Origin of the sequence: Sodalis sp. RH14 (assembly GCF_047324285.1) — a bacterium.
GTDB lineage: Bacteria > Pseudomonadota > Gammaproteobacteria > Enterobacterales > Enterobacteriaceae > Acerihabitans.
Window position 1 is genome coordinate 5,035,058 of record NZ_CP178739.1, and the last position, 13,984, is coordinate 5,049,041.

General features: G+C 51.2%; 12 protein-coding genes and 3 pseudogenes. 6 read left to right on the plus strand and 9 right to left on the minus strand.

Annotation, left to right across the window (positions count from 1 at the left end):
• The first annotated feature begins 226 nt into the window (after positions 1–226).
• A complete protein-coding gene (locus ACL2XQ_RS22885; RefSeq protein WP_410013409.1) occupies positions 227–385 on the plus strand; it encodes a hypothetical protein in 159 nt (52 codons plus the stop codon).
• On the opposite strand, the gene ACL2XQ_RS22890 is transcribed toward ACL2XQ_RS22885, so the two are convergent.
• From ACL2XQ_RS22890 to ACL2XQ_RS22910, 5 genes and pseudogenes are all read right to left on the minus strand, one after another.
• Positions 382–996 carry a Fic/DOC family protein gene (locus ACL2XQ_RS22890; RefSeq protein WP_410013408.1) on the minus strand — a complete coding sequence of 205 codons (615 nt, stop codon included), beginning with the start codon at positions 994–996 and terminating at the stop codon, positions 382–384. The two genes, ACL2XQ_RS22885 and ACL2XQ_RS22890, sit on opposite strands and share 4 nt — an antisense overlap.
• A 4-nt stretch (positions 997–1,000) precedes the next feature.
• A pseudogene (locus ACL2XQ_RS22895) lies at positions 1,001–2,316 on the minus strand (tyrosine-type recombinase/integrase).
• A 437-nt stretch (positions 2,317–2,753) separates the two neighbouring features.
• Positions 2,754–2,882, minus strand: a pseudogene (locus tag ACL2XQ_RS22900) (ogr/Delta-like zinc finger family protein); the annotation flags it as partial.
• A 4-nt stretch (positions 2,883–2,886) separates the two neighbouring features.
• Positions 2,887–3,393: an N-acetyltransferase family protein gene (locus tag ACL2XQ_RS22905; RefSeq protein WP_413739750.1), complete on the minus strand. Its 507-nt coding sequence runs from the start codon at positions 3,391–3,393 to the stop codon at positions 2,887–2,889.
• 97 nt (positions 3,394–3,490) lie between these two features.
• Positions 3,491–3,892, minus strand: a complete 402-nt coding sequence (locus ACL2XQ_RS22910; protein ID WP_413739751.1) for a YybH family protein — start codon at positions 3,890–3,892, stop codon at positions 3,491–3,493.
• A gap of 395 nt (positions 3,893–4,287) precedes the next feature.
• Here ACL2XQ_RS22910 and ACL2XQ_RS22915 point away from each other — a divergent pair, with 395 nt between their 5' ends.
• Both ACL2XQ_RS22915 and tnpA read left to right on the plus strand, forming a co-directional pair.
• On the plus strand, positions 4,288–4,929 hold the full coding sequence (locus tag ACL2XQ_RS22915) for a glutathione S-transferase family protein (protein ID WP_413739752.1): 642 nt from the start codon (positions 4,288–4,290) through the stop codon (positions 4,927–4,929).
• Positions 4,930–5,231: 302 nt separating this feature from the next.
• Entirely contained in the window at positions 5,232–5,525 is a 294-nt protein-coding gene (gene tnpA / locus ACL2XQ_RS22920; RefSeq protein ID WP_413739753.1) for an IS66 family insertion sequence element accessory protein TnpA, read from the plus strand.
• A gap of 355 nt (positions 5,526–5,880) precedes the next feature.
• Here tnpA and ACL2XQ_RS22925 read toward each other — a convergent pair whose 3' ends face one another.
• Positions 5,881–6,342, minus strand: coding sequence for a DUF5680 domain-containing protein (locus tag ACL2XQ_RS22925; protein ID WP_413723561.1), 462 nt, complete (start codon positions 6,340–6,342; stop codon positions 5,881–5,883).
• A 435-nt stretch (positions 6,343–6,777) separates the two neighbouring features.
• Positions 6,778–8,442 (minus strand): methyl-accepting chemotaxis protein, encoded by a 1,665-nt coding sequence (locus ACL2XQ_RS22930; protein WP_413721512.1) that lies wholly within the window; start codon positions 8,440–8,442, stop codon positions 6,778–6,780.
• Positions 8,443–9,072: 630 nt separating this feature from the next.
• On the opposite strand from ACL2XQ_RS22930, the gene ACL2XQ_RS22935 reads away from it, so the two are divergent.
• The gene (locus ACL2XQ_RS22935) at positions 9,073–10,398 is read left to right on the plus strand and encodes a hypothetical protein (protein ID WP_413739754.1); all 1,326 of its coding nucleotides are present in this window, start codon (positions 9,073–9,075) and stop codon (positions 10,396–10,398) included.
• A 2-nt stretch (positions 10,399–10,400) separates the two neighbouring features.
• Here the strand turns inward: ACL2XQ_RS22935 and ACL2XQ_RS22940 are convergent, their stop codons facing one another.
• Positions 10,401–10,706 carry an MbeD/MobD family mobilization/exclusion protein gene (locus ACL2XQ_RS22940; protein WP_410013400.1) on the minus strand — a complete coding sequence of 102 codons (306 nt, stop codon included), beginning with the start codon at positions 10,704–10,706 and terminating at the stop codon, positions 10,401–10,403.
• Positions 10,707–10,845: 139 nt separating this feature from the next.
• Positions 10,846–11,973 (minus strand): 23S rRNA (guanine(1835)-N(2))-methyltransferase RlmG, encoded by a 1,128-nt coding sequence (gene rlmG, locus ACL2XQ_RS22945; protein ID WP_413721514.1) that lies wholly within the window; start codon positions 11,971–11,973, stop codon positions 10,846–10,848.
• 212 nt (positions 11,974–12,185) lie between these two features.
• Between rlmG and ACL2XQ_RS22950 the strand changes: the two are divergent.
• Both ACL2XQ_RS22950 and ACL2XQ_RS22955 read left to right on the plus strand, forming a co-directional pair.
• A pseudogene (locus tag ACL2XQ_RS22950) lies at positions 12,186–13,160 on the plus strand (Gfo/Idh/MocA family protein); the annotation flags it as partial.
• A gap of 77 nt (positions 13,161–13,237) precedes the next feature.
• Positions 13,238–13,969 carry a glutamine amidotransferase gene (locus tag ACL2XQ_RS22955; RefSeq protein WP_410013398.1) on the plus strand — a complete coding sequence of 244 codons (732 nt, stop codon included), beginning with the start codon at positions 13,238–13,240 and terminating at the stop codon, positions 13,967–13,969.
• Positions 13,970–13,984 lie beyond the last annotated feature (15 nt).

The window sequence follows — 13,984 nt, forward strand, 5'->3', positions numbered from 1 at the left end:
AGTATGAGAAGTGTGGCAGAAAGCTCCCGTTTAGCCTGGTCCTGTTTAATGGGAGGAGATCAGGAAGAGATCACAAGGTAAAGCGATGAGTTTAAAAACTATTTAATGACAAGTCAGTTTTTTCATCATCTCAAATCGAGAGATGTACAGTGCTATCCCATTGTACCAGCCTTGCGGGCTGTCCCTATCCACACTAGAATGATTGCAACAAAACGAGGCTTTCAGCATGACAAAAAAAACAGCACATACTCAGATCACCAGAACTCAGATCTATCGTTCCGTCGCCAGTTCAACCGCGATCGAAACAGGCGTTTCCGTGCAAAAGATTGAACAGCAACTCAAAAAAAATCAGGTACAGGCGAAAGCTGTTGGCCTCGCCCGTTAATCTGGCAAGATATCGTCCACCAGTTGCATCATGGGGCTATAGTTCCCTGATATGCCTGCCTGTATTGCCTTGAAGTAAAACGCCTTGTGCTCATCCCACAGGCTGTAGTCCAGTAAGCCCTTCCCCGACAGAACCGACAACACATCGCAAAGCAATCTCGACAGACGCCCGTTCCCTTCTCTGAATGGATGGATCAAAATAAATTCCACATGGCATTCAGCCAGATAACGAACCAGCTCCGGACGAGCCAGGGATTTCAGTTCACCAGAACGGGAGAGAAACTGCTTCTCGAAACCATCAAGAAGAAGCGGAATCCTGTCGGCAGCAGCAAACTGGAAACCGTCCTTAGTTAAGTTGGCATTACGCAACCTCCCCGCCCAGTCGTACACATTCCCCAGCCATTGACGATGCCAGCCGCTGATATGCTCAAAAGCCAGCGCCGCTGGCGGCTGGCCTTCGATAAATAGCTGTTCATAAAGCATCAGCAATAGACCAGACTCCAGCGCCTCCATTTCCTCTTCTTCAGTGATCCCTAGCTTATTAGCCAGCACCAAGTCTCCAGAGCCCGGCTGATAACGCTCTTCTGCTGAATTAAGCTCATATTTTGACAAGCTCTTACCTCCGTCCAAATAAGTTCACACCGTTGTTTTCCTGCTGGCGCTGATAGTTGTTAACCCGATCCTCCCAGATCTCAAGCGCCCTGCACTTTTCAGTCAGGTAATCATAACGATCATAGTGTTTCGAGCTAACGTCGTTCAACGCGTGGTTCTGGATACGATCGCGGATCTCTTTACTGATCCCCGCCTCCCCCATCAGCGTTTTACAGGTGCGACGTAAATCTCGCGCCGTGAAAACGTTAAACTCAGGACTAGAGGCCCGGAAATACATGATGGAACGCGCCAGACTATCGGTGCGCACCGGTCGCTCGCCGTTGGTCGAGCGTGGGAAGATATAGAGGCTACCACTTTCCTTAGTCAGTTCTTTAACAGAGGCTAATTCATTTAATGCCGACTCAGTCAGCGGGATCAGGTGCTCACGCTTGTTTTTCGATACATCGGCAATGACCAGTAACGTCTTCTGCTGCCAGTCAATCGCGTTCCACTGGCTGGCAATCATTTCAAACGGGCGCTGCCCGCCAGCATAAACACAGAAGCGAATCAGATGCTGCATCAACGGGCCAACGTTAGTTGCCTGAGCGAACTGTTCCATGACAAAACGTAGCTCTTCCAGCGTTAACCATGTATCACCCACTTTCTCCGCCGAGGACTGCTTCGGTATGGCCGATACCGATTAGCTTCAAGCCCGAACGTAATGCCTACGCTGGTATTCATCGGATCGTTATCGGCTTTAAGCCCGTAGTTGAAAGCCGCCATCAGGTAGGAACGAATTCGGTTTGCATGGACCACCGCATCACGCTGGATGATGCCAGACAAGATCGTTTTGATCTGTAAGGGCGTGACATCCTTCGCTTTGGTCTCGCGAGGAATGACTGAATAGCACTCTTTTTCAAGACGCTTCAGTACATCGGCCCAGGTCCGCTTATTGTCGAGCTTCATCTTGTTAACATAGCCGTGTACCAGTTCTTTAAACGATCCCTGCGAGCGATGAAGCTGCATGATGTGCTGCTCGGCCAGGCGTTGTTGCTCAAGCTCTTGCTGGGGATTTTTTCCTTCAACAAGCCAGGCTCCGTACTTTTTCGCCAGCTCATTGTCCGTCACCAGTTTCATCTCAGGCCAGATGCCCAGCTGAATGAATTTCTCTTTCTTCCCTTTCTCAATGTAGTAACGGAAATAAAAAATCTTGCTGCCTGAAGGCTGAACTTTGACACCAAGCCTGCCGGTACCGCGCTGAGCGCTGTTGCTCCACACGTAGTACGACGTGCTTTTTATCTTCAATCCACGTATAGCAGTCTCGGTAAGATTAGCGGCCATGAGGTTGCCTTTCTGAGTATAAGCGTTACCTGACCCGATGCCCATTTTGGGTCAGGTAACGATAGTACAATGGGGAGACGCGACAACCAATCAGAAACAAAAATAACCTCATAACTGATTGATTATAGAAAATTAAAAATACAATAGGCGCCAATGGCGAACGATTAGAAACATGCCGATTTTATGACTCATAATCGCTTGGTCGCTGGTTCAAGTCCAGCAGGAGTCACCAAGAAAACTCATATAAATCATACTATTACAACCACCCTTCCCCGTTTCGATTTTTCCTGTTTTACCCGAGTGTCTCAAAAGTGTCTCACCAGAAAATATCGTGCCTCATCGACGACGCAGTTTAGACATCGGAAACAGGCAAACGGCAGGCGAAAAAAAACCTGCTCTCGCAGGCTTGGCTCAGAACCAAACGCATCTTGCTTGGCCCTGGGATGGGGCGGCGCCGGATTTACCCGGCCGGGGATCATAATGGATTTCGTAATGCTTTCCATAGTCTTAAACGTATGGCCGCAATTGATATTAGTGCATTGGTGATAATGTTCTTTGGTGGTATCCCGGTTACGGAGCGGGTGCGAAGTCCAGCCTCATAAGAAGCTCGTCATGGAACACACCATCAACACATAATGCAGCGGTATCTGTTGCCCATTCTTTGAATCCAACAGAACGATAAAGCGCCTGCGCCGGACGGTTTGTCGAGACGACGGAAAGCTTCACCGTCCTCACCGTTCCAACCGCCTGCAGTGCTGCCGCCAGAAGCGCTCTGGAAAGACCGCTGCCCCTCAGTTCAGCCCGGACATACATTCCCCAAAACGTGGCCACATGGCTCAGCTTTGGCGCAGTACTGAAACTGATGCCAATGATGTCCTGCAATCTATTATGCAGGTCAAACCCGCCAAATACCGTATTTAACAGCAGGCGCTCAGCAAAGAACTCATCAGGCTTCTGGCTTTCATCTGCAAATGAAGCGCCGAATGCCTCCGGGTAAAGCCTGAGAGCTTCGAGTCTGACATACCTGAAATCGCCAACATGGTTTCTGGTAACGCGGCGTACCGTAAATACGTCCATTTCCCGCTCCCTACTGCCGAAAAGATGATGTTCGTTATCCTCGGCGGGACTGAATTTAACACCACCCCCGGCAACGCCTGCCCATCATTGCCTGTTTTCAGACGATATTATCCAGAAGGGAGGTGCCGTAAGAATTATCGACAGTACACAACCACCGGCCGTCGACCTCCCGGCGGAATACATAGGTTGCCCGCCGGATGGTCTCGGCCGTTCCACCCTGGTCATCCGGAAAACGAAGCACCGTTTCCATGATAACCAGAGCATTCCCGCCGCCTTCAATAACCTGCATTTTCCCCTGCTCCACAATGAGCCGATCCTGGAAATAGTCAGATATGGCAATGAAAGCGTGGCGGATATCGTCTTTACCCCGGGCTATCATGCCCGGTTTAACAACCAGCGCCGCATCTTCGGCGTAATGCGCCATCAGCGCGTCAAAATCTTTTGCTGAGATAGCCTTATCACATGACGCAATGATCTGCCGGATCGGGTGTGAATTCATGAATTACTCCCCTTAGAATTAACCTTTTCTATTTACCATAACATCTAACACCCGCCCCCTGAAAGGCGCGCTAACGCTTCTCTGTAGTGTTATGCTGCCCCTCGGCGATCAACCTCACCCCGCTGGCGGCTCGCATCAGGTACGCTTTAGCCTCTTCCGGCATTAATTGTATCCCCCTGGCCCGGGTCTGTTCTATGAGGTCGGCGGTGCGGATGCGTACGCCGTTAGTTTCGGAGCAAACCGCATGCGCGAAGGCGTCACCTAACTCGTTCTCTCTTATCATTATCAGCCCTCTCCTATTACGGGAAAGGCTACCCGAAGTAGGGAAAAAAACGTTATTACCGGACAAACAGCAGGTAAACTATCCACTCCAATAACAGAGGCGGTGAAGCGATATGCTGCAAGTATGGGGAAGGAAAACGTCATCCAATGTCCAGGCGCTGATGTGGTGCATCGGTGAGTTGCAACTCGATTATCAGCGTTACGATATCGGCCATAAATACGGCGGCAATCACACGCCGGCGTTTTTAGCCATGAATCCCAACGGCACCGTGCCGGTGTTGCAAGATAACGCTGGCCCGGCGTTATGGGAAACGGGCGCCATACTGCGGTATCTGGCAGCCAGGTATGGGAATGATGTTTTTTGGCCGCGGGATGAGAATTGCCGGGCGCAGGTGGATATGTGGGCGGAGTGGTCAAAAATTAATGTGGCGCTTAACTTTACCGCCCCCATTTTCTGGCGCGTGGTGCGCACGGCGGCGAACGAGCGGGATCCGCTGGCGATTGGCCGCGCGGTGGAAACGCTGGCAACCGTTTTATCTATCGCTGAACGCCAGTTAGCCCGGCATCCTTATCTAACGGGTCATGAATTGACTTTAGCGGATATACAGTTCGGCCATGTACTATATCGTTATTATGATATTGATATTCCTCGCCCGGCGTTGCCTCATTTGCAAGCCTATTATCAACGGTTAGCTTCCCGGCCGGCGTACAAAAAACATGTGATAATTTCTTACGAGGAATTACGCGTTTTCTGATGTCGCTAAAACAGCGGTCGCCAGGGGCCGTTTTTCAGCCTGCGCTCTTTATCTGATTTTCGCCGCCTCCAAGCCATGGCTGCAAGATAAAGGTTCTCGTTACTTATACGTGTAAATAGAACTAGTATTGTCAAAATTATTTCCAAACGATAATGTGAATGGTATATTCAGTTGCAACGCGCCATCATGCGATAAAGCGAAAAGAATAATAAATTACATTTTCATGATTATTTATTTTGTTATTAAATTTGTTTAATAATTAATTCCAATCACACGTTATAAATACGTTATCGAGGTAAGTAATGGCAAACCGGTATCCCCTGACTGTGCAACTGCATCATATCCAGGCATGGCTGCTCAGCGGATTGTCCAAACAGGACTATTGCGCCCGCGAAAAATTGACGTTAAGTACCTTTTATTATTGGTTAAATAAAAACAAGTTTGACGCGGAAAAAAGCAATATCGGGGCGGCCGGGCGCACCGAGCTCTTGAGAGACGACCCCAATACCGTGACCCTGCACCTGCCCAATGGCTGTTCTGTCAGCTGTTATCCCGGCCAGCTCGCCACCATTATGCAAGCGTTGGCTCTGGCATAACGGCGGCGGCGCCGCGGAATTTACCGGCCGTCCGGGGTCAGGCAGTTGCCTGCGGTTGCAAAAGTACGGTTCGGCCACTGCCATTGCTACCTCATAACCGGTAAGCAGGCGGCTTATCCGATGGGTAACGCGGATAGCGCTCAAGACAGGCTGTTTTATACGATGGCGGTAAAGCAACTTAGCTGAAATTAGCTGTTTCCGGCCGCCGGGGTGGTCGCCGCATGCCTGGGAATTGCCTTTGTAGAATAGCGCATGGGAAGGTTAATAATAAGAGTAAAGAAACTGTGTATCGCAGCAGGATAGAAAGCCCCCGTAACATGAACAAGGGCTTGGTCAGCGGCGGATTAACGCCGGGCTAATATATCACATCGCCGCCCGAGTAGCTCAGGCTATAAATTAACCGCAGGTTACCCAACGTAACGGTTTCGGTGCCGTTAAACTTATTAATGGTACCAAAAAAACGATTGTTATAGATCATTTTGCCATCCTGGAATTCGGATGGGCCCCGGATAGGCTGTTCAAGCGTCGACCTTGCCAGGTTTTGCCTGACAAACGCATAGATTTTCCTGACAGAATCGTCTGAATCCTCATGATTGATTACCCCGCCTTCGTATGTCATGATCCAAATGGGCTTATTATCTTTAAGTATTAAAATTTTGCCATTTAACGAGCGGTAACCTACATAATAATTCCGATAAATAAAATTATCGCTGCAATGCTCGATTACTTTCATGTCACCGCTAAGGGTGTCCCTGATAAGGATATTATCAGGAAATTTATAGAGGAACTTATTTGCTTCGACTAAAAATTTAATCATTATATTTGTATAAGTCCTTGGAAAAGAGGGCGCGTTATAATAAATTCGCTACCTTGGCATTATATTAAGAAAAAGATCAAAATATTTGCCCATCACCCCAAAGAGCACCTCACAACGCCAGACTAGCATCATATTATTTGTCTTAGCAAGGCATTATATTTGTTAAATCGTCTATTTAAATATAGCTTTTACCCAATCGCAACGCATGCCAATAATTAATATACATATTATTTATTTATTTTATGTTTTTACCAGAAAAAGCAAGAGGATCTAAATGAAGGGAAAGCGGCATTTTGCCGAATAAACGCATGTCCGCAGAATGTCATGACGAAGAAAGTAGGGAACGGTAAGGATAATCGCCTTTTGCGGGTTAGTCATAAGAAACCCGGCCTGAAGGCCGGGCGAAGTATTTATCTCATTACAGGAAAACCATCATTAAAATGTCTGCCAATGCTCATCCTGGCTGGAGGGCGTCTTGCGGCCGGCAATGGCCTGCGGCGCTTTGCCTGCCGGCACCGGCCGGCCCGGAGCGGAGATACCGGCCTGTTTTAACTTGAACACTGAAACCATCTCGGTCAGGTGACGCGCCTGTTCTTCAAGCGAGGCGGCCGCGGCCGCCGATTCCTGTACCAGCGCCGAGTTTTGCTGGGTGACGCTGTCCATTTCAGTTACCGCCTGGCCGATTTGCTGAATGCCTTTGCTTTGCTCATCCGAAGCCGAGGCGATTTCGCTCATGATATCGGTCACATGGGTGATGGCCTTTACGATATCCTCCATGGTTTCGCCTGCGTGCGCCACCTGGGTTGAACCGACGTTAACCCGTTCCACCGATTCGTTAATCAGGGTCTCGATTTCTTTCGCCGCTTCGCCGCTGCGTTTGGCCAGGTTGCGTACTTCACTGGCCACCACGGCGAATCCCCTGCCCTGTTCGCCGGCGCGGGCTGCTTCCACCGCGGCGTTCAGCGCCAGGATATTGGTCTGGAAGGCGATACTGTTAATCACGCCGATAATATCCACTATGCGCCGCGAACTGGAGGCGATACTGCCCATGGTGGCGACCACTTCCTGCACGCTGGCGCCGCCTTTCCTGGCGGTTTGCGAGGCCGATTCCGCCAGTTTGCTGGCCTGGTGCGCATTGCCGGTATTTTGCTGCACTGTCGAGTTGAGTTCCTCCATACTGGCCGCCGTTTGCTCCAACGCGGAGGCCTGCTGTTCGGTACGGGACGACAGATCGGTATTCCCCATGGAGATCTCGCTTGATCCCTGGTAAATCGCTTCGGCGCTGGCCCTGATGCTGGTCACCGTGGTGACCCAGCTGTTTTGCATTTCCAGCAGGAACGGAATTAACTGGCCAACGCAGTTGCGCCCGAAATTCTTGATCTCGACATCAAGCCGCCCGGCCGCCAGTTCGGTGAAATAGTATTTTATGGTGTCGAGGGGTTTGACCAGATAACGCACCAGGTAACGATCGGTAATCACCATAAGGAGAATTCCCGCCAGTAGCGCGCCCATTAGCGTGCGCTGACACCAGGAGACCAGCAGGTTTATGCGGATACTCGAATCCGCCTTGATTTTTTCTATCGAGGCATTATATGAATGCATAGCGGTAGTGAACTGTTTGCGCAATGTCAGATACGGGTCGGCGAGCTGACGCTCGGCATCGTCCAGCCGTCCGGTTTGCACCGCCAGGGCGAGCGGCTGAATGCCCTTGGTAAACAAATCGAAGGATGAGTTATAGATGTTATCTACCAGTGCCGGTTCCAGCAGCCCATGATCCATGACTTTAAACTGTTTTAATCCCGCATCGATGGCGTTCATCTCTTCCGAGACCGCCGCCATTTCATCGTCAAAAGCCTGCTTATTGCCGGCCTTGGCCTGCTTGGCGGCCCGCTCCAGCGTGGTGACCGCGCGGTAGTAGTGATCGTTGGCGCCGTTGATGACGTCACCGTTAACCTGTTGATTATCGCTAAGCTTCAGGGTTTCATTAACTTGATTTAAGGAAAATAGCGTAAACGTCGATACCGCTGCCCAGAGCAACGAAAAAATAATGAGGATGAAGACCAATACCCACCTGATTTTAAAATTTTTCAATATATTCATTTACTTTTCCTTTCGTGCTCTCTTTGTTATTCCTTGCCCGGGCATCCTCTTGACGGTTGCCTTGGCATGTCGGCTTATCTCTTGGCGCCGGTAAATCAGGTTCTGGACGGGGCCTTATGAAAATATGCCTTCTGTTAATGGCAATACCCTAATCATCGGCAAAAGCAGGCCAAGGTTTATAGTGCGGAGAATATTTATCCGCATTATTAATCAGCGGCGTTAAAATTGGGTTTAAGGTAAAGATAAAAGTATTGTCATAGCCGTCAGGATGGCCATTTAGGCGCGCAAAGCGTACATGTACTGTATGAAGTTATTATTAGACATCGAACTATATACCATCTTTGATAAGGCGTTCCCATCCTGATAGTGACCTAAGGAAGTATATTTTAAGGCATTGTAATTAGAGGTAAAAAATGACGTTACTTTTGGCATCACGCTTGTTTATTGAGAACAGTTATTTATATATTGACTCTATTACCCTGCGCGGCATACCGCGTTTAACATGATATAGGCTAAAATACAGGCCGTCATTTTCGTACCATGCTGAAATGGCTAAAAGAAAAAACATGACTGTGTACAAAAACCTATTATATATCACTTATTAATATTCCATCGGTTCAAGAGGAAAGTATGCTCAGCGTTAATGCCAACGATAAATCATATTGCAATAATATAACATATAGCGAGATACCGGAAAAAAATCGCACAGACGTTAGTTTATATGATCATAAAAAATTTACCGAAAACATTAATTTTATTAAAGAAATTTATCGAGCTAAGTATCAGCCAACAACCAATATCACACCTCATGCATTCGTGAATGATTACCTGACCGTATGTGTCGATGCGTCATCTGACTCGCCCCCCTGCCTGCCGGCGCGCAATCATGAGATAAGGCCAAGTCCGGATACCTGCCAGCGTAATTTATTCAGGTTCATGCTAAATACCTGGTTTCAGTGGTACGAAGCAGACGTTGAGGAAAATATTAAGATAAAACTTACCCAATGCATGCGTTTATTTTTGCATGAATATGAGAACTATCACTATTCTGGCACGCCGTTGTCCGACCATGCCATGCTGGAACAGACCTTCGTCCTGCCGGAGGAATTAAAATGTATCCTGCCGCCGGGAGTATTTGTGGAAAAAATCATATTGGAAACGATGATTTATTTACTTTCGCAAGAGAAAACGGATTTTTTTTGTACCCCGACCCTGCTTTATGGACATCAGGCGAATAGAATCAATAACCACTTTCCTCTTTATTTAAGGGAGGATACGCAGAAGCGTTTTCACATTGCCCGTGTCAGGATGGAAACACTCGCTATAGGCCATTATCTGATGATGCCTTTATTATCTATGCAAAGAGGAGAAGATGGTGTTTTATCCCAGGGTGATCATTTCAGCGCTATTTTAGTGGAAAAAAAATCAAGGGGTTTTGTTTTTAATATCTTCGACAGTTACGACTCAGGAGAGGAGAATGAAGATAAAGAAAAATTACTAGACGCTCTTATTGACGAATCAAGTGATAACGAAATTCGCTATTTTGGCCAGCAGTTTCAATTTAATAATGATTGTAGTATTCATACGTATAATTTTCTCAGATTATGCACTCTGGCGCCGTCCGCCGCATTATCTGAACAGCATCAAATTCGTCAGATGACCGAACGCTATATACTCAATATCAAATCATTGCAGCAACTGCTCGGGAGAGATGACAACGCAACAAGCCAGATGTTACGTACGTTTTTTGTTCTGGACGGGATTAAAAGCGGTTATACGCAGGGGATGACCCATGATTTCGAATTGCTGGGCAAGATCTATGATGTGCAGGAAGGCGGCGCCGTTGCCGGCAACGCCACCCGTCCCCCCGGCTTTTGGCAACGATTGCGCCGTAACCCATCATTGACCTTGAGGCCCTGGAAGCGGTGCGGCAAAAATAGCACATCGCCGGCGTGACATTAATTAGCGCCGGGCAGGGACCGGCGGAACGCCGCCGCATCCCTGGCCAGCGCGTCAATATGGGTGCCTAATATTTTGATTTTGTGGATTAACGGATTGCGATCGGGCGAGCTGTCCAGGTTGTTGAGCTGGCTTATCAGTAGCGCATTTTGTTCACGCAACTTTGCTTCGCGCCGCAGGCTCAAATCCAGTTGTTGCTGCAAAGTCTGATGGTCCAGCTGCCACAGTTTATGGTGGCGGCCAAAGCTTTGCTCCAGCTCCGTCAACGCATCGTTTAACCGTGTTTCGAACTCTTGCAACAACATAATCGTTCCTTAAAAATGACCTTTGGCGAAGTATAATCACTGTCGGCATAGCCAACAAATGCATTAGTGCCCGCCTTTTTTCACCGGCTAAATGCTTACCAAAACGTCCTGGGAAGCAGGCCGGAAACCGCTTGCGGCATCAGATTTTTACCGCGCGCAACACCACGAATTTTGGATTCGAACCAAGTGTAGTGCAGTTGCCGAATAACTGTTTGATCTGATGATAATAATCTAAGTGTCGGTTGGCAACGACGCGTAATTCCCCCCCGACGCGCAGGGTGCGCTTCGCATCCCGGAACATTTCCCTGGCGATGTGATCGGTTATCGCCTGCTGCTGGTGGAACGGCGGGTTGCATAACACCGCCTGCACGCTGCCGGCGTCATAACCCGCCAGCGAATTTTCCACGCTGAACCGGCAGCGCGCCATATCCTGGGGGCGGTTAATCTCTATATTAATCCGGCTCGATGCGACCGCCATATAGGATTCATCGACAAAATGCACTTCGGACCCGGGATTTTGTCCCAGGGCGGTTAAACCCAGCACGCCGTTGCCGCAGCCCAGATCGACCAGGGTGCCGTCGAGCCCTTTGGGCAGATGGTGCATAAAGAACCGGGCGCCGATATCAAGCGACGCGCGGGAAAACACATTGGCATGATTATGGATCTGGTATCCGCTCTCCTCAAGGGTCCAGACGCAGCGCCGATCGGGACTGTCCGCCGCTGGCGCGGTCACCTGGCTGAAAATCAGCCGGGCTTTCTTTTTGGCCAGGGACGTGCGCGTGGGCCCGAGGATATCGCTAAACCGTTGCAGGGTGGAGTTATGGATATCCTTAACCTTTCCCGCCGCGATAACCTGCGTGGCGGCGGTGGCCACCCGGCGCAGGGCATAGAGCTGATACTCCAGCAGCGCCAGGGTCTTGGGAATTTTCATCACCACCAGGCCGGGGGCGTCCGGCAGCGGGGACAGGCTGTCCAGAAAATGGATTTCACCGTCGTCGCCGGGATTTTGCCGGTCATTATGCCGGGTCGCCAACTGGCTGAGGTAGGAGTCGCCGCTGCTATAGGGCGAGAGGGCGCGCAGCGCGCAGGCCAGCGCGCCGAAGCTGTCGTTGAGAATCAGCGTCGGCCCGGCGACGGCGCCCAGGGTGGCGATATGGGCCAGCAGGTATTCGTCCGCCGCATCCCAGGCCTGTAAATTGTCATCGGCCGCGCCGGGCGGATATCTGTCAAGCTCCAGCGTGCCGGAAGCATAGTCAAAGCGGCTCATAGGCCTTTCCTGAAACAGTCAAATTGGGGTGTTTATCCCTGAAAACGCCACCGCAGTAAACTCTTTTTTCATCCGCCGGGCAAAAACCGCGCCGATCGGGGCGATTTAACGCCGGACGGGCGGGGTTAACCTGCCCGCAGGGATGTTTTCCTTCTACTATTAGCGTGCTAATCTGATGCTTCGTTTACCACTGCGCAGGATAATGATTCAGTATGATTCGCTTCGCTGTGATAGGTACTAATTGGATTACCCGGCAATTTATCGATGCCGCCCATGAGAGCGGCAAGCTTAAACTGACGGCCATCTATTCCCGCACCCTCCCACAGGCGCAAATACTTGGGATCGATTATCCGGTCCAGTACTATTTCGACTCGCTGGAGGCCCTGGCGCAATCCGATGCCGTAGACGCAGTGTACATCGCCAGCCCCAACGCCATGCACTGCTCCCAGGCGTTGTTGCTCCTGGGCAATAAAAAACATGTGATCTGCGAGAAGCCGCTGGCCTCCAACCTGCGCGAGGTGGAAGACATGATTGCCTGCGCACGCGCCAATGGCGTCGTGCTGTTCGAGGCGTTTAAAACCGCCAGCCTGCCTAATTTTCATGCTTTGCAACAAGCGCTGCCGCGCGTGGGCAAATTGCGCAAGGTGTTGCTTAACTATTGCCAATATTCCTCGCGCTACCCGAAATATCTGGCCGGTGAACAGCCCAATACCTTTAATCCGGCATTTTCCAACGGCTCCATCATGGATATCGGCTTCTATATGCTGGCGAGCGCTGTGGCGCTGTGGGGCGAGCCGCTGCGCCTGTACGCCACCGCCTCGTTGCTGGCCAGCGGCGTTGACGGCCACGGCACGGTGTGCCTGGATTATGGCGATTTTGACGTGACGCTTAGCCATTCAAAGGTCAGCCAGACCGCGTTGCCAAGCGAAATCCAGGGGGAAGACGGGTCCATGGTGATTGAAAAAATGTCCGAATGCCAGCAGATCACCTGGGTGCCGCGCAGCGGCAATAAGCAGGATCTTACCCAGCCGCAGCATATCAATACCATGCTCTACGAAGCGGAACATTTTGCCGCGCTGGTGGAAAACAACGAGGTGGAGCACGCCGGTCTGGCGCATGCGCGCGCCACCGCCGCCCTGTTAACCGAAATCCGCCGCCAGACCGGCGTGGTATTTCCCGCCGATAATCCCACGGCTAGCAGCCATGCCGTTGACGCACGCGCCGGCGGCCTGGCGATAAACGCCCGGGATGGGGGGACGGTGGCATGACGACCGCGGCCAAACCCATTCTGATCCTGCAAACCGGCGACGCGCCGCCGGATGTGATCGCGGCTAACGGCAATTACGACACGATGTTCCTGCAGGCGACCGACCTGGACCCACGGCAGGTGTGGATTGTCCACCTGCCGGGCGGCGAACGGCCCGACACGCCCGATGCCTATTGCGGCGTGCTGATTACCGGGTCGGCGGCCATGGTGACCGAACGGCTGGCCTGGAGCGAATTCGCCGCCGCGTGGCTGCGCCGGGCGATGGCGGCCGGGATACCGATTTTCGGCGTCTGCTACGGCCACCAGCTGCTGGCCTACGCGCTGGGGGGCGAGGTGGACTATCTTGCCGACGGCATGGAGGTGGGCACCCAGGCGATCGAAGTATTGCCCGCCGCCGCCAACGACCCGTTGATCGCCCGGCTGCCGGAGCGGTTCCAGGCCAATCTGATCCATTCGCAGACCGTGATCACGCCGCCCGCGGGCGCCACCGTGCTGGCCCGATCGGCGCGCGATCCCCACCAGATCCTGCGCTATCGCCATAATGTGATCACCACCCAGTTCCATCCGGAGTTTTCCGCCGCGGTGATGCATGATTTTTTAGCGGGCATGACGGCCGAGGAGCCGATGCGCGGACCGGAGCTGGCGCAAATCGGCCGCGGGATCGCCGATACGCCCGACAGCGAGGCCCTGATGGCGGCGTTTGTCCGGCAATGCCTGCGGGCGGGATAACGCGGCGCGTCCGGG